The organism is Micromonospora sp. NPDC048898, from assembly GCF_043198035.1.
Classification (GTDB): Bacteria; Actinomycetota; Actinomycetes; order Mycobacteriales; family Micromonosporaceae; genus Micromonospora.
This window is the reverse complement of sequence record NZ_JBICUF010000003.1, coordinates 510,216-525,432: the sequence shown is the minus strand read 5'-3', so window position 1 is coordinate 525,432 and position 15,217 is coordinate 510,216. Positions and strand designations below refer to the sequence as shown.

The 15,217-nt window shown below is 73.6% G+C and carries 12 protein-coding genes; 7 read left to right on the top strand and 5 right to left on the bottom strand.

What is annotated here, in order from left to right; genetic code table 11:
* Positions 1 to 46: 46 nt before the first annotated feature.
* Together ACGFIQ_RS12715 and ACGFIQ_RS12710 are read left to right on the top strand one after the other, a co-directional pair.
* Positions 47 to 406 (top strand): hypothetical protein, encoded by a 360-nt coding sequence (locus ACGFIQ_RS12715; protein WP_393243086.1) that lies wholly within the window; start codon positions 47 to 49, stop codon positions 404 to 406.
* Positions 406 to 2,148 carry a caspase domain-containing protein gene (locus tag ACGFIQ_RS12710; RefSeq protein ID WP_393243084.1) on the top strand — a complete coding sequence of 581 codons (1,743 nt, stop codon included), beginning with the start codon at positions 406 to 408 and terminating at the stop codon, positions 2,146 to 2,148. The genes ACGFIQ_RS12715 and ACGFIQ_RS12710 overlap by 1 nt, the downstream gene beginning before the upstream one ends.
* A 124-nt stretch (positions 2,149 to 2,272) precedes the next feature.
* On the opposite strand, the gene ACGFIQ_RS12705 is transcribed toward ACGFIQ_RS12710, so the two are convergent.
* Both ACGFIQ_RS12705 and ACGFIQ_RS12700 read right to left on the bottom strand, forming a co-directional pair.
* A complete protein-coding gene (locus ACGFIQ_RS12705) occupies positions 2,273 to 3,019 on the bottom strand; it encodes an ABC transporter ATP-binding protein (protein ID WP_393243082.1) in 747 nt (248 codons plus the stop codon).
* Positions 3,020 to 3,021: 2 nt separating this feature from the next.
* On the bottom strand, positions 3,022 to 5,847 hold the full coding sequence (locus tag ACGFIQ_RS12700; RefSeq protein WP_393243080.1) for an FtsX-like permease family protein: 2,826 nt from the start codon (positions 5,845 to 5,847) through the stop codon (positions 3,022 to 3,024).
* A 74-nt stretch (positions 5,848 to 5,921) separates the two neighbouring features.
* Here ACGFIQ_RS12700 and ACGFIQ_RS12695 point away from each other — a divergent pair, with 74 nt between their 5' ends.
* Positions 5,922 to 6,572: a PadR family transcriptional regulator gene (locus ACGFIQ_RS12695; protein ID WP_393243078.1), complete on the top strand. Its 651-nt coding sequence runs from the start codon at positions 5,922 to 5,924 to the stop codon at positions 6,570 to 6,572.
* Between the two features lie 126 nt (positions 6,573 to 6,698).
* On the opposite strand, the gene ACGFIQ_RS12690 is transcribed toward ACGFIQ_RS12695, so the two are convergent.
* On the bottom strand, positions 6,699 to 7,892 hold the full coding sequence (locus ACGFIQ_RS12690) for a pyridoxal phosphate-dependent aminotransferase (protein ID WP_393243076.1): 1,194 nt from the start codon (positions 7,890 to 7,892) through the stop codon (positions 6,699 to 6,701).
* A 182-nt stretch (positions 7,893 to 8,074) separates the two neighbouring features.
* Here ACGFIQ_RS12690 and glmS point away from each other — a divergent pair, with 182 nt between their 5' ends.
* Positions 8,075 to 9,988, top strand: a complete 1,914-nt coding sequence (gene glmS, locus ACGFIQ_RS12685) for a glutamine--fructose-6-phosphate transaminase (isomerizing) (RefSeq protein ID WP_393243074.1) — start codon at positions 8,075 to 8,077, stop codon at positions 9,986 to 9,988.
* 4 nt (positions 9,989 to 9,992) lie between these two features.
* On the opposite strand, the gene ACGFIQ_RS12680 is transcribed toward glmS, so the two are convergent.
* The gene (locus tag ACGFIQ_RS12680; protein ID WP_393243072.1) at positions 9,993 to 11,600 is read right to left on the bottom strand and encodes an alpha/beta hydrolase; all 1,608 of its coding nucleotides are present in this window, start codon (positions 11,598 to 11,600) and stop codon (positions 9,993 to 9,995) included.
* Positions 11,597 to 11,893: a hypothetical protein gene (locus ACGFIQ_RS12675; protein ID WP_393243070.1), complete on the bottom strand. Its 297-nt coding sequence runs from the start codon at positions 11,891 to 11,893 to the stop codon at positions 11,597 to 11,599. Before ACGFIQ_RS12675 ends, ACGFIQ_RS12680 begins: the two co-directional genes overlap by 4 nt.
* Positions 11,894 to 12,067: 174 nt before the next feature.
* On the opposite strand from ACGFIQ_RS12675, the gene ACGFIQ_RS12670 reads away from it, so the two are divergent.
* From ACGFIQ_RS12670 to alr, 3 genes are all read left to right on the top strand, one after another.
* Positions 12,068 to 12,436, top strand: a complete 369-nt coding sequence (locus ACGFIQ_RS12670) for a holo-ACP synthase (RefSeq protein WP_357078810.1) — start codon at positions 12,068 to 12,070, stop codon at positions 12,434 to 12,436.
* 55 nt (positions 12,437 to 12,491) lie between these two features.
* On the top strand, positions 12,492 to 13,961 hold the full coding sequence (locus tag ACGFIQ_RS12665; protein ID WP_393243068.1) for an NAD(P)H-hydrate dehydratase: 1,470 nt from the start codon (positions 12,492 to 12,494) through the stop codon (positions 13,959 to 13,961).
* Positions 13,962 to 14,041: 80 nt separating this feature from the next.
* Positions 14,042 to 15,160 (top strand): alanine racemase, encoded by a 1,119-nt coding sequence (gene alr, locus ACGFIQ_RS12660; protein ID WP_393243066.1) that lies wholly within the window; start codon positions 14,042 to 14,044, stop codon positions 15,158 to 15,160.
* Positions 15,161 to 15,217 lie beyond the last annotated feature (57 nt).

The window sequence follows — 15,217 nt, the reverse complement described above, 5'->3', positions numbered from 1 at the left end:
TCGCTCGGTGCACTGCTGTGATCGGCGCGCACTTAGGCTTCGCACCGTGAGTTCTGGAAGGATCGAAGTCGACGGGCGGGACGGCGACCTCGAGGCGCTGTTGGCCTGGCTGCGGGACGAGCCAGACCTGCGTGGCCGCCTGCGGCTCGAGGCAGCGGGCGCACGGCCGGACGCGATGGGCGCCGCCAGCGACATCATCATTCAGCTCGGTGCTGCCACGGCCGGTGCGGGTGCGGTGTCGGCCGCCGTGGCGCGGTCGGTGACGGTGTGGCTGACGCAGCGCCGAGCGGACATCACGATCACCGTGACCGGGCCGCGGGGGCGCAAGGTGACGATCAACGCCAAGCGGGTCGCCGATCCCGAGGCACTGCTGAAGGATGTCCTCGGTGGCGGCACGGAGCAGTAGTGCGGCTGCCTGATCCGCGTCGGTCCCGGGCGGTGCTGATCGGAACCGGTACGTATCGCTCGGCTGAGCTGGCCGACCTGCCGGCGGTGCGCAACAACGTGGCGGATCTGGCGGTGACTCTGACGGATCCGGCGCGCGGGGCGATCTCGCCGGATCGGTGCACGGTCGTCACGGATCCGGCGGACCCGCGCGGTGTCTACCGGCTGCTGCGGGACGCCGCGCAGTCCGCAGAGGACACGCTGCTGGTCTATTTCGCGGGCCACGGGCGCACCGGTACGCGCAACGAGCTGTATCTCGGGTTGGCCGATACCGACCCGGACGAGCTGCGGGTCAGTGCGCTGCCGTATGACCTGATCCGCGACATCCTGGTGGAGAGTCCGGCCGCCAACCGGATCGTCATCCTGGACTGCTGTTTCAGCGGCCGGGCGGTGCAGGACATGGCGGGCTCGGACGAGACGATCCTCGGCCAGGTCGGGATCGAGGGCACCTACGTGCTGACCGCCACCTCGGCGAACGCGGTGGCGCTGGCACCGCTCGGAGCGCGGCATACGGCGTTCACGGGGGCGCTGCTCGATCTGTTGCGCGAGGGGGTTCCCGGCGGACCACCACTGCTGACCTTCGGCGCCGTCTACCGCCAGCTGCTGCACGCCGCCGCCAGTCGGGGCATTCCGGCCCCGCGGCAGCGCGGCACCGGCACCGTCGACCAGCTCGCCCTGGCCCGTAACCCGGCGAACGACGGCGACCCCGTCGCGCCGGTCGCGCCGGTCGCGCCTCCACCGCCGGCTGGCGGGTCGCTACATCGCACCCGGGCGCCATCCCCGGCCGCCCTGCGCGGACTCCTCGCCTGGCTGTGTCTGGCTGCCACACTGCTCTACGGGCTCGCGCCAGCGGTGATACGCCTGATCGCCCTGCTGCTGGGCGCGCAAGATCTGCCGAATCTGTTCGCCGTGGACAGCACCGCCGACGTTGCCATGCGTGCGGTGAGCCTCTTCGACCAGCCGATCATCACCGCGGCCGCCGGCCTGGTGGCGTTCCGCGCGCTTCGGGAGACCGAGGGGCGGGCATTAGCGGGCGCCGGTCTTCTGCTCGGCTTCGGGGCCTACGTGGCGGTGCGGATGCCCGTCCGGCTGCACGGCTCCTGGACATCGCTGGAGGCCTACCTGACGCTGGCCGGCGACCATTCTTCCTGGTGGTCACCCTGGATGGGCGTCGTGGGGCCCAGGGAGCAGCCGCACTACACCATCTTCTCCATCCTCAGGCCGCTGGACTCGTGGGCCTCCGTGTTCGGGATGCTTCTGTTCGCGGTCGCCGCGGTCGTCGCCGTCGCCGTGTGTGTCAGGGACCCGGCCCAGGTGTCTCTGGCCCGCCCGTCGCGGCTCGGCCGGGCCGCCGTGGTCGTCGCCGCCGGCCTAGTCGGCGCGGTCGCCTACCTCTGGCCGTTCAACGCCCTGCCGGGGGACGACGCCAGCTTGCTGACGGGTCAGCTGGGCACGTCTATGCTCATCCTCCTGCTGCCGTTCCTGCGGGTGACCCTCCAGCCCGGCACCCTTGCCGGCGGGCTCGTCGCCGGCTGGGTGGCCGTCCTGCTGACGGTGGTCGTCGCACGGGTCTCCTGGGCGCCGCCCTCCCGGTGGACCTACACGAGTGCTGCCACTTGGACCTGCACGGCGATCATCGTGGCGGTCGGGGTGCTCGTGACGGTGCTGGCGAGCCGGGACCGCCCCGCAGCGGATCAGCGGTAGGACGAGCGCACCCCGGCGAACCGCTTCTTGGTCACCCAGGGCCCGCCGCCTGTTGCTACCGTCCTGCTGTGCGACTTGACGCCCGGTGGTTGGCGCGCGGCTTAGCGGTGGACTCGGGGTGCTGTCAGAGTCGTAGCCGGGCCGCCCGCTCGTACGTGTCGGCCGGGTCCTCGCCGTCGGTGAGGTCGAGATCCTCGACCACCCGACCGTCGGCGAGCCTGATCAGCCGGTCGCAGCGGGCGGCGATGGCCTGTTCGTGGGTGGCCAGCAGAATGGTCATGCCGTGCCGGTCCCGCAGGTCGAGCAGCAGATCGAGGATCTGCCCGCCGGTGGCGGAGTCGAGGTTGCCGGTGGGCTCGTCGGCCAGCAGCAGGCCGGGTGCGCCCATCAGGGCGCGGGCGATGGCGACCCGCTGCTGCTGACCGCCGGAGAGCTGCGCCGGCAGGGCCCGCTCGCGTCCGGCCAGGCCGACCGCGTCGAGCAAGTCCCGGGCTCGTGCCGCGTGGTCGGCCCGCCCGCGTTGCGGCAGCACCGGGGCGATCACGTTGTCCAGCACGGTCAGCGCCGGTAGGAGGTGGTAGCGCTGGAAGACGAACCCCACCCGCTGCCGGTACCGGGCCAGCGCGGCGCGGCGCAGCGCCGTGATCTCCACGTCGTCGACCGTGACGGTGCCGCTGTCGGCCTGCTCGATGGCGCCGATCAGGTGCAGCAGGGTCGACTTGCCGGAGCCGCTGGGCCCGGTCAGCGCCACCACCGACCCGGCCGCGATCTCCAGCGAGACGTCGTCGACCGCGGTCAGGTGCTCGTCGCCGGTGCGGAACCGCCGATGCAACCCGCGCATCCGGACCGAGCTGCCGGTCGTTGCCTCCATCGTCACTCCTCCGCGAGTAGCCGTGCGGTCGGGAGCCGGCGCAGCAGTGCGGCCGGCACGAGCGCCGCGAGGCAGGTGACCAGCACCCCGCCGAGCGCCACCGCGGCAGCGACCAGGACCAGCGCGACCGGCAGACCACCGACCAGCCAGGCGGCCCCGGCGAGCCCGATCCCCGCCCCGGCCACTGCCCCGAGCGCGCCGATGAGGAGCCCCTCGTAACCCACCAGGCGGCTCAGCGCCGCATCGGTCCATCCGATCGCGCGCAGCGTGGACAACTCCGCGGCGCGGTCCCGGACGTTCAGGTACAGCACGTCGGCGACGGCGCCCGCGCCCAGCAGGACGGTGACGACCGCGGCCAGAGTGTCCGCACTCCGCACGTTCATCGAGACGGTGTCGCCGAGCAGATTGCCGACGATCGCGCCCCGGAAGGCGTAGGCAGCGGCGCTGACCAGGGTCAACGCGGCCAGCCCGATGGCCAGCGCGCCGGCCCCGAGCAGTGTGCGCCCCGGCGTGCGGACCAGGTTGACCAGGGCCATCCCGAACAGGCCGCGGGGCCGGCGGACCCAACCGGCCGGGGCCACCAGGGGCCGCAGCGCGGCGGCGGGGTGGGCACCCGCTGCCCGTAGCGCCGGGATCAGGCCCGCGACCAGCGCCAACAGCAGAGCCACCGGTACGGCGAGCGCCGCCTGCCGCCAACCGATCCCGATGTCCAGTGCGGTGGCCAGCGGGAACGCCAGCCCGAGGGCCAGCACGCCGGCGGCCAGCCCCAGCGTGGCCACCTCGCCGAGGATCAGCGCCGCGATCCGGCGTGCCGACCACCCCAGGCAGGAGAGCACCGCCAGCTCGGGACGCCGGTCCCGGACGGCGGCGGAGACCGCGTTGCCGAGGAACAGCCCACAGACCACAAGCACCAACCCGAAGAGTACGAGGCTCTTGCGGTCGACGGCCCTGGTGATGACCGAGGCCACCCCGAGGGCGGACCACCGCTCGTTCAGCCGCAGCTCGGGCCGGCCGAACGAGCCGGCGGGCAGCTCCACGGTCTGCGGCGCGGGCGACGAGCCGAAGGTGAGATCGACGTCCAGCCCGGTCGTGTCGGCGATCCGCTCGGCGATGAGCCGGACCCGCTCGGCGGACCCTTCGGTGTAGCCGGCCACGTCGCCGACCCGGACCCGGACCGCGCTGATCGGCGCCGTCCGGGCGGGGGAGGTGCTGCCCTCCAGCAGCTTCGGCACCGCGGCCAGGGTGGTGAGCAGCAGTGGTGGCGAGGAGAGGTAGCCGGCCGGGTTGCCGCTCGGCTCCAGCGGCTGGCCGCCCAGCGCCTGACGGCTGCTCTCGTCGGCGCCATCGGTGCGGGGCGGTTTGTAGGTTTCCAGCGGCACCCGGGACAGCTCGCTGAACCCGCGCAGCTTCTCCGGATCGAAGATGCCGACGGTCCGCCAGTCCAGGAACTGGGAGAGGGCGCCCGGCGGCTGCATGGGGACCGCGGTCAGTGGGCGGAAGCCGTTGTCGTCGGCCGACCACGGACGGCCGCTGAAGCTGTAAAAGTTCTCGCCCGCGTAGGCCGCGTGATCGGACTTCGGCCGCGTGACAGCACGGAGGGTGCCGTCGGGAAGTCGGTCGTACTCCGTGGCACCCGCTTGCATGATCGTCTGCAACTCACCCCGGCAGCAGCCGGTCTCGGAGATCCCCTCGGCGAGCAGGTCGCTATACCCGGCGGCCAGCGTGTACTCCGCCGTCCCGACACGGACCCCGGTGGCGTCGTCCAGCGTCTGTTCCAGGTCGGGGATGCCCAGCCCGGCGGGCCGCGCCTGCGGCAACCGGGTGAAGGCGGACCGCACGGCGACGTCGAGGTAGGGGCGGCTCGTGGTCAATACCGGGATGGACCGCTCGGGCGCATACGGCGGGCGGTGGGTGTCGGTGGCCGTGTCGTCGGGCCGCAGAGGGCGGCCCTCGGTCACCGCGTCGTCGAGGCCGACGAGGCGCTGCTCCGCGTCCGGGTCGACGGCGGCCAGTAGGAACTGCACAGTCACCCGGTAGGTGGCCACCAGTCGGTCGGTGGCGACGCGTTCGAAGCGACCGGACTGCCAGCGGTCCTCCTCGAAGCGCCCGTCAGGAAGCAGCCGGACGGTGTCGACGCTCCAGCTCTCCCGTTCGGAGACCCATCCGTTCCCCGATTCCGGGGCCAGGTGTGGGTCGCAGATCGGCTGGCTTCGGCCGTCCGGCAGCACCTCCCGTGGGACATCCCCGCACTGCATGTCGTACGGGTACATCCGGCCGTCCGAGTACGGGATCGAGGAATCGTTCGGGGTGTATTTTCCCTCGGGGTTGAGCAGGGGGCGCTTGGTCACGTACACGTAGCGTGGGCGGCTCGGGGCGGTGGAGAGCCCGCGCTCGGCGGTGAAGGTGGGATCGAGTCGGATGACCTGCTGGTCAAGGGAACGGTCGACCGCGTCGGTCAGGTCGAACCGGACCGACACCGAAGACGTGGAGTAACCCAGCATGGCGATCGGCGCGGCCACGTCGACACCGCCGACCTGCTTCACCTGCTCGTACTGCGCGGGAGTGATGCCGCCGAACAGACCGGAGAGGTAGTTCGGGCGGACCAGCCCACGCTCGGCCTCCAGCGGCGTGCGCGTCCCCGGCGGACGGACCAGGATGTCGTAGGCGGCCCGGGCGTTGCGCTCCACCGCACCTGTGACTTTAAGGCGGGAGGTGGTGGTGGCACCGGTCAGGACGACGAAGCCGGTGGTCGCCACCAACACGCCCGCCAGCAGTGCCACCGACCGGCCGGCACGGCCGCGTAGCTGCGCCCAGATGAACCCGAGCATGTCGCGCCTCCCCGTGTGCTACCCCACACTCTGCGCGTTACATTGTCACAATTCAAGACCTGGCCCGTTGGTCAGTGGAATCGGAGGAGACGGTGGCCATCCAGCACGCGGTTCTGGCGCTGCTCGCACGCGGCCCGAGCTACGGCTACGAGCTGAAGGGCGCCTTCGAGGCCGCCACCGGTCCACAGTGGGGGCCGCTCAACATCGGCCACCTGTACCAGATCCTCGACCGGCTCTCCCGGGACAGCCTGGTGGTCGCCGAGCGACAGGCCCAGGCGGTGAAACCGGACCGGGTCGTCTACCAGATCACCGCCGCCGGTCGGGCCGAGCTCGCCCGCTGGCTCGACGAGCCGAGCCCGCGCAGTGGCGGTTTCCGGGACGACTTCTTCCTCAAGGTCACCGCCGCCGCCCGATCGGGCTCCGCGCAGACCGTGCGCACCGTGCTCAGCAACCAACGCGGGCACCTGCTGCGCGAGCTGCGCAACCTCGACGGGCTGCGCCGCAAGGCCGGTGACCCGGTGGTCGGGCTGCTGCTCGCCGCGGCGAGCCGGCACGTCGAGGCCGACCTCGCCTTCGTCAACGACGCCGAGGCGGTGCTGCTGGCCGACGGTGGCACGCTGCTCGCCACCCTGGCCGTCGCGCCGCCGGAGATCGCTGCGTCCGTCGCCGACGTCGCGTCGCCCGCGGTGCCGGACGCCACCGGCCCCGCCCGTGCGGCCGGGTGACCGCGCCGGCCGGCACCGCGCCGGTCGGTGGCGCTCACGCAGCCCGTGCGGCCGGGTGACCGCGCCGGCCGGCACCGTGCCGGTCGGTGGCGCTCGCGTAGCCCGTGTGACCGGCGACCGCGTCGGTCAGTGGCGTTCGCGCAGCCCGCGCAGCCGGCTGACCGCCTCGGTCAGCACCTCGGGGCGCTTGCAGAAGGCGAAGCGGACCAGCCGCCGGCCCGCCTCGACGTCGTCGTAGAAGACCTGCGTCGGCACGGCCACCACGCCGCAGCGCTCCGGCAGCGAGCGGCAGAACTCCACCCCGTCGGAGCCGCCGAGGGCGGTGATGTCGGCGGTGACGAAGTATGTCCCCTCCGAGTCGAGCACCTCGAACCCGGCGTCGGTGAGACCGCCGACGAGCTGGTCACGCCGCTGTTGGAGGCTGTCCCGGAAACCGGTGTAGTAGTCGTCCGGCAGGGCCAGCGCCACGGCGACCGCCGGTTGCAGTGGGGCCGCGTTGACGTAGGTGAGGAACTGCTTCACCCGCAGCGCCGCCGAGACCAGCGCCGCCGGGCCGCTCGCCCAGCCGATCTTCCAGCCCGTGCAGGAGAACGTCTTGCCGGCCGACGAGATGCGCAGCGTCCGCTCCCGCATCCCGGGCAGGGTGGCCAGCGGCACGTGCGGGTTCGCCGCGTCGGTGAAGACCAGGTGCTCGTACACCTCGTCGGTGACCGCGTAGGTGTCGTGCTCCTGGCACAGCTCGGCGACCAGCGCCAACTCCGCCGGGGTGAACACCTTGCCGGTCGGGTTGTGCGGTGAGTTGAGCAGCACCAGGCGGGTCCGCGGGCCGAACGCCGCGCGTAGTGCCGCCGGGTCGAAGGCGTACCGGCCGTCGGCCGTGGGGCGCAGGGTCACCGGTCGTCGGACCGCGCCGGCCAGTGCGATCGAGGCGGCGTACGAGTCGTAGTACGGCTCGAAGCAGACCACCTCGTCGCCCGGTTCGCACAGGGCGAGGATGCTCGCCGCGACCGCCTCCGTCGCGCCGGCGGTGATCACGATCTCGCCGTCCGGGTCGTACGACAGGTCGTGGAACCGCAGTTGGTGGGCCGCGACGGCCGCGCGTAGGGCGGGAATCCCCGGGCCGGGCGGGTACTGGTTCTGCCCGCCGCGCAGCGCCTCGACGGCGGCGGCCAGCATCTCCGGTGGGCCGTCGGTGTCGGGGAAACCCTGACCGAGGTTGACCGCGCCGGTCCGTGTGGCGAGCGCGGACATCTCGGCGAAGATCGTCGTACCGAACGGCCGCATCCGGGCCACCAGCGGGTCGAGATCGGTGCTCGTCACCTGCGCCAGCCTACGGCCACCACCCGCGCGAGGCCCAGCCCCGCCCGGCGAGGCTGGGCGTGATGGGAGCCGGGAAGCTCGTCCCGTTGTGACCCGCCGACGCCCCGATCGCTCAGATTCCGTGATTGATAACCCGACTTTCGAGCACCCATGATGAGTGAAACTGGGTTAGGCTGCGGGCCATGTGTGGAATCGTGGGATACGCGGGCGCGCGCCCCGCACTGGGGATCGTGCTCGACGGGCTACGGCGGCTGGAATACCGCGGCTACGACTCGGCGGGCGTCGCCATCGTCTGCGACGACCAACTGCTGACCGAGAAGAAGGCCGGCAAGCTGGCCAACCTGGAGAAGCTGCTGTCCGAGCGGGCCGCCGACGACCCGACCTCCTGCGCGGCCAGCCCGATCGGCATCGGTGACGGCACCACCGGCATCGGGCACACCCGGTGGGCCACCCACGGCGGGCCGACCGACCGCAACGCCCACCCGCACGTCGCCGGCGACGGACGGGTCGCGGTGATCCACAACGGCATCATCGAAAACTTCGCCAAGCTCCGTGGCGAGCTGGAGGCCGACGGCGTCCAGTTCACCAGCGACACCGACACCGAGTGCGCCGCGCACCTGCTCGCCGCCGCGCTGGCCGACCTGCGCGCCGCCGGCCAGCCGGACGGCCCGCAGTTGCTCGCCGCCGGGATGCGCGTGGTCTGCCAGCGACTGGAAGGCGCGTTCACCCTGCTCGCCGTCGACGCCTCCGTGCCCGGCGCGGTCGTCGGCGCCCGGCGCAACTCGCCACTCGTGGTCGGCCGGGGTGAGGGGGAAAACTACCTGGCCAGCGACGTGGCCGCGTTCATCGAGCACACCCGGGAAGCGGTGGAGCTGGGCCAGGACCAGATCGTCCTGATCACCGGCGACAGCATCGAGATCACCGACTTCGACGGTCAGCCCGCCGCCGGCAAGGACTTCCACATCGACTGGGACTCCTCGTCGGCCGAGAAGGGCGGCTACGACTGGTTCATGCTCAAGGAGATCGAGGAACAGCCGCAGGCCATCGCCGACACACTGCTCGGCCGGCTCACCGAGACCGGTGAGATCGCCCTGGACGAGGTCCGCCTCAGCGACCAGGATCTGCGCGACGTCGACAAGATCTTCATCGTGGCCTGCGGCACGGCATACCACGCCGGCATGGTCGCCAAGTACGCCATCGAGCACTGGACGCGGATCCCCTGCGAGGTGGAGCTGGCCAGCGAGTTCCGCTACCGCGACCCGGTGCTCGACCGGTCCACGCTGATCGTGGTGATCTCGCAGTCCGGCGAGACGATGGACACCCTGATGGCGCTGCGTCACGCCAAGGAGCAGAAGGCCCGGGTGCTGGCGATCTGCAACACCAACGGCTCGACCATCCCCCGTGAGTCGGACGCCGTGCTCTACACCCACGGCGGGCCGGAGATCGCCGTCGCGTCGACCAAGGCGTTCCTCACCCAGGTCGTCGCCTGCTATCTGATCGGCCTGCACCTGGCCCAGGTGCGCGGGATCAAGTTCGCCGACGAGGTGGGCGCGGTCGTCGCGCAGTTGCAGGAGATCCCGGGCAAGCTGCGGGAGCTGCTCGACCGGATCGAGCCCGTCCGTGAGCTGGCCCGGGAGCTGAAGGCCGAGCCCACCGTGCTGTTCATCGGCCGGCACGTCGGCTACCCGGTGGCCCTGGAGGGCGCGCTGAAGCTCAAGGAGTTGGCGTACATGCACGCCGAGGGCTTCGCCGCCGGCGAGCTGAAGCACGGCCCGATCGCCCTGATCGACGAGGGCACACCGGTGATCTGCGTGGTGCCCTCGCCGGTTGGCCGGGGCATGCTGCACGACAAGGTCGTCTCCAACATCCAGGAGGTCCGGGCGCGCGGTGCGCGGACCATCGTGATCGCGGAGGAGGGTGACGAGGCAGTCGTCCGGTACGCCGACCACCTGATCTACGTGCCGCGTACGCCGACCCTGCTGGCCCCGCTCGTCACCACTGTGCCGTTGCAGGTGCTCGCCGCCGAGATCGCCGCCGCCCGTGGGCACGACGTGGACCAGCCCCGCAACCTGGCCAAGTCGGTCACCGTCGAGTAGGCCCTCAGCCACCCGGAACGACCTGGCCCAACACGACCCGGGCCATCCCGTCCAACGCGGGATTGCCCGGGTCCCAGTAACCGCTGTGCCCGCCGCGCCCGCTGGCGAAGACCCGACCACCGAACCCCGGGTCCGACGGGTCGTGGCCGAACCACAGCTCGTGCGAGACCCGGTCGGGCCAGCCCAGCACGGCGGCCAGTTGGGCCGCGCTCAGCGGGGTGCGCAGGCCCAGCTCGTCCACCGGGCGGGCCTTGCGGATCACGTCGTCGGGGGCCTTGCTCGCCCAGACCTCCCCGGGTGGCACGCCCAGCTCGGCGGCGTGCGACGCACCGACCCCCGGCGAGCCGACGAAGACCAGCGCGTCGGCGGCCAGCCCGTGCTCCCGGGCGGCCGTCCCGACCACCAGCGACCCGTAGCTGTGCCCGAGCACGGTCTGCCGGGCCGGCGGGCCCTCGTGGCTGACCCGCAGCCCCTCCTGGAAGCGGTGCAGCGCCGGGCCGGCGTCGCGGGCCTGGCGTGCCGAGGCGGCTTCGGTCAGGAAATCCGGGGCGTCGTAGTCCAACCAGAGCACCGCCGCGCTGCGCTCACCCGGCGCGAGCGCGACGCACCGGTCCAGCACGCGCGCCGCCCTGCCCAACTGACCGGGAGCGTCGCCGAGACCGGCGGTCGTCCCCGGCACGTGGGTCAGCACCCGGTCGGCGTGGTCCGGGTCGCCGAGCGCCAGCACCACCCGACCCTCACCGGCCGGATCCAACCCGAGCAGGTACGCCCGCGGCTCGCCCCCTGCGGTCAGCCGCCCGGCCAACGTGTCCAGACCGGCCAACCGCCCGGCCAGCCCGTGCAGGCGGACCGCCGCGCGTGGCCCCGGCGGCACCCGGGTCAGCAACCGTCGCCGCTCCGCCAGCAACTCCGCGCGCCAGACCCCGAGCCGCAACCGGTTGGCCTGGTCCCGGGCGGCGACCGGCACCCCGTCCAACCGGCCGACAAGAGCACTCTCGTGCCCGATCAGCCACCGGCGCTGCGCCGGCGTCAACCCGGACCACCAGGCGCGGACCAGCGCCGGTGCGGCACCGGCCGCCGGCCGACCCGGTGGTGGCGGGGATGCCCAGCCGGAGGCGGCGGCCCGGGCCAACTCGTCCAGTCGGTCGGCGGCGACCCGGTCTGCCGCCCCGGCCTCGTCGAGCGCGTCGCGTAGAGCAGCCGCGACCCGAGCCGCCGCCACGCCGGCCCGCTCGGTGGGCCGGACCCGGGCGGGATCGACGTGCACCCCGCCCGACCGGTCCACCACCAGCCCGCCCGCGTCCGCCAGGGCGACCGCCTCGGCGAGCCGCGCCTTCGCGGCAGTCAGTCGGCCGGCCAACTCGGCCAGCACCTGGTCGACCTCGATCAGTGCGGGCACGATCGAGGTCAGCTCGTCACGCAGACCGGCGAGCCGGGCGTCCGCCGCCGTGGCCGCCGCACCGGACCAACCGCCCCGCAGCCGCGTGCCGGCCCCACCCAGCTCACCGACCCGTCGGTCGACCGGCCCGGTCAGGCCGGCCCACGCGGCACCGGCGGACCGCCAGCCACCCGGATCGGCAGCCCACAGTTGCCGGTAGCCGACGCCGCTCAACGGGGCAGCGCGGCGAACCGGTCGGCGGCCCGGTCGTCCACCGTCTCGTACGCCTCGGCCGCCGCCCGGACCCCACCGGAGGTCGCCGCGACCCGGGCACCCAGGCGGCAGAACCAGGCGTGCCCGGCCGCCTCCAGCCCGGCCAGCGCCGCGCCGGCTCGCCACCCCGGCGCGGCCACCAGCAGCCCGGGCACCCGCGCGAGGCCCAACGCCAGCCGGTGTGCCTCGTCGTCGAGCGCGCCGGCGACCGCCCGCAGCTCCTCCGGCCGGACGGCGAACAGCTCTTCGGTCATGACCACACCCCCGTGCACGATCGGTATCGACGCGCTGACGCTAGGCGCGCTCGGCGGCCCGGGCGGTGCCCTGTGGACGGCGGGCGGTGGGCCGTACCCCGGCTTGTCCACAGGCGTTGCCCACCGCGAACCCGACGGCTAATCTGCGGCCCCGGCCGCCGGTAGGGTGGTGTGGTGATCGTCGCTGTCGGCATCGACGTCGTCCTGGTCGACCGGTTCGCCGGAGCCCTGGCCCGGACGCCGCTGCTCGCCGACCGGCTCTTCACCACCGCCGAGCGGCACACCCGCTCCGGCAGCCCGCGCCCACCGGAGTCGCTCGCCGCGCGGTTCGCCGCCAAGGAGGCCGTGGCCAAGGCGCTTGGCGCTCCGGCCGGGCTGAGCTGGCACGACTGCGAGATCATGGCCGACCCGGACGGCCGTCCCTGGCTGGCTGTCGCCGGCACCGTCGCGGCGGCGGCCGAGGCGCGGGGGGTCAACCACTGGCACCTCTCGTTGTCGCACGACGGCGGGATCGCATCGGCGATGGTGGTCGCGGAACGGTGACGTCGACCGGGCGGGCCAGTCGGGTCCACCCGTGAGCGGATGGGGACACGGTGGCATGAGATCGGTGTGGCGGGTGGCCGACGTACGGGCGGCCGAGGCGGGGCTGATGGGCACGCTGCCGGAGGGGACGCTGATGCAGCGGGCCGCCGCCGGGCTGGCCCGCAGGGCCGCGCTGCTGCTCACCGAGCGCGGCGGGGTCTACGGCGGCCGGGTGCTGCTGTTGGTCGGCTCGGGCGACAACGGCGGCGACGCATTGTACGCCGGGGAGCGACTGGCCCGCCGGGGTGTCGACGTGTCCGCGCTGCTCCTCACCCCCGGGCGGGCGCACGCGGCGGGGCTGGCCGCGCTGCGGGCCGCCGGTGGTCGACTTGTGGACCAGCCCAGCGGCCCGGTCGACCTGGTTCTCGACGGCATCGTCGGCATCGGGGGCACCGGCGGGCTGCGGGCGGGTGCGGACGAGGTGGTCCAGCGGCTCGGTGAGCTGCGCGGGCGCGACGGCAACCGTGCCACGGTGCTGGCGGTGGACGTGCCGAGCGGCGTCGCGGTGGACACCGGGCACGTGCCGCTGGTCGCGTCCGGCCGACCGTCCGCGGTCCACGCCGACGTGACTGTGGCGTTCGGCGCGCTGAAGCCCGCCCTGGTGGTCGGGCCGGCCGCCGCCCTGGCCGGGCAGGTGGAGCTTGTCGACATCGGGTTGCGGCAGTGGTTGCGGGGCACCCCGGCGCTGCTGGTCACCGAGTGGTCCGACGTGGTCGACTGGTGGCCGAAGTTGGGCCCCGCGTCGGAGAAGTACACGCGGGGCGTGGTGGGCGTCGCGACCGGCTCGGCGACCTACCCGGGTGCGGCGGTGCTCTCCGTGGGCGGCGCCCTGGCCGGGCCGACCGGCCTGGTCCGCTACGCCGGTGGCGCCCGCGCCGAGGTGCTGCACCAGCACCCCTCGGTGATCGCCAGTGCGCGGGTCGCCGACGCGGGCCGGGTGCAGGCCTGGGTCTGCGGCTCCGGGCTGGGCACCGGCGCGGAGGCGGCGGCCGAGTTGCGCGCCGTGCTGGCCACCGCGGTGCCGGTGGTGCTCGACGCCGACGCGTTGACCCTGCTGGTGGACGGCTCGCTCGCCGACCGGCTGCGGGGTCGGGACGCGCCGATCGTGGTCACCCCGCACGATCGTGAGTTCACCCGGCTGTGTGGCGAGGAGCCCGGCGCCGACCGGGTCGGCGCCGCGCTGCGGCTGGCCGCCTGGATGAACGCGGTGGTGCTGCTCAAGGGTGACCGCACGGTGATCGGCACGCCGGGCGGTCGGGCGTACGTCAACCCGACCGGCTCCCCGGCGCTGGCCACCGGGGGTACCGGCGACGTGCTTGCCGGGCTGCTCGGCTCGTTGCTGGCGGCCGGAGTGCCCGCCGATCGGGCCGCGGCCGCGGCCGCGTACCTGCACGGGCTCGCCGGTCGGGAGGCGGCCCGGGGTGGGCCGGTGACCGCGCCCGACGTGGTGACCGCCCTTCGCCCGGTTGTCGCCCGGCTGGGCTGATCGGGCCGTTCCGCTCGGGTCGGGGTCCGGGGCCGTGCGTCGCCGCCCCCGGTGATCACGGCGGAAAGTAGGCTGGGCGTATGTGGCAGGCCGAGGTACGCGTCGATCTTGACGCGATCCGCGAGAACGTGGGCAGACTCCGCTCCGGCACCACCGCCGAGCTGATGGCGGTGGTGAAGGCAGACGGGTACGGCCACGGCATGCTCCCGGCCGCTCGCGCGGCCCTCGACGCCGGTGCGGACTGGCTCGGTGTCTGCACCCTCGACGAGGCGCTCACCCTGCGCCGGGCCGGCGTGACCCAGCCGGTGCTGGCCTGGCTGCTCGCGCCCGGCCTGCCGCTGCACGAGGGGGTCAGCGCCGGGGTGGACCTGAGCGCGGCCAGCCTGTCGCAACTGGACGAGATGATCGAGGCGAGCCGGCTCGCCGGGCGCCCCGTCCGCCTGCACCTGAAGATCGACACCGGACTGTCCCGGGGTGGGGCGACGGTCGCCGACTGGCCGGCGCTGCTGGACGCCGCCGCGAAGGCGCAGGCCGACGGCCTGGTCGAGGTGGTCGGCGTGTGGAGCCACTTCGTGTACGCGGACCTGCCCGGCCACCCCACCATCGACCGTCAACTGGCCGTCTTCCACGAGGGGCTGGCCATGGTCGAGCGGGCGGGGCTGCGACCGCGCTGGCGACACCTCGCCAACTCGGCGGCCACCCTGACCCGCCCGGACACCCACTTCGACCTGGTCCGCCCCGGCCTGGCCATCTACGGGCTCTCCCCGGTGGCCGGTGAGACGTACGGGCTGCGGCCGGCGATGACCGCCCGCGCCCGGGTGATGCTCACCAAGCGGGTGCCCGCGGGTACCGGGGTCTCCTACGGGCACACCTACACCACGCAATCCGACGCGAACCTGGCCGTGGTGCCGCTCGGCTACGCCGACGGGGTTCCCCGGCACGCCTCCAACACCGGGCCGGTGCAGCTCGGCGGCGTACGGCGGACGATCTCGGGGCGGGTCTGCATGGACCAGTTCGTGCTCGACTGCGGCGACGACCCGGTGGCGGACGGCGACGTGGCGACCCTCTTCGGCAGCGGTGCCGACGGCGAGCCGACAGCCGACGACTGGGCCGAGGCGGTCGGCACGATCAACTACGAGATCGTGACCCGGTTCGGCAGCACGCGGGTGCCCCGGGTGTACGACGGCGAGCGGCCGTGAGCGCGAGGAGTGAGCCGGGGTTGCGAGCCCCGCAGTCGCGAACCGAGGTGGCGCCGT